Source organism: Breznakibacter xylanolyticus (assembly GCF_003254275.1).
Lineage (GTDB): Bacteria > Bacteroidota > Bacteroidia > Bacteroidales > Marinilabiliaceae > Breznakibacter > Breznakibacter xylanolyticus.
On the sequence record NZ_QKZK01000013.1, the window covers coordinates 1 to 259 of the forward strand.

Genomic DNA, 259 nt, shown 5'->3' on the forward strand with positions numbered 1-259 from the left:
AGGTTGGCATCGGTGACTTCCACCCACACCAGCGTGTTGCCGCCCATGGGAGGTGCGGTGGTGATGGCGTTGGTACGCTCATTGGCATCAGTGCTCCATAGGTAGTGGTCAAAGCCGGGCGTGGCGGTGATGGCGACGGGGTTTTCGGGGCAGGTGAAATACTCATCCGGCTGAATGTTCGCTCCCACAATGGGTGAGTAGATGCTCAAATCGACCACCGGCTGAGGGAACCAGCTCACGGTGGCGCTTTGTGTATTGA

At 58.7% G+C, this 259-nt stretch carries 1 protein-coding gene; it reads right to left on the reverse strand.

Annotated features, from left to right (window positions below; translation table 11 throughout):
* A partial coding sequence (locus tag LX69_RS09090) for a hypothetical protein (protein WP_170124312.1) occupies positions 1-259 on the reverse strand: 259 nt, incomplete at both ends.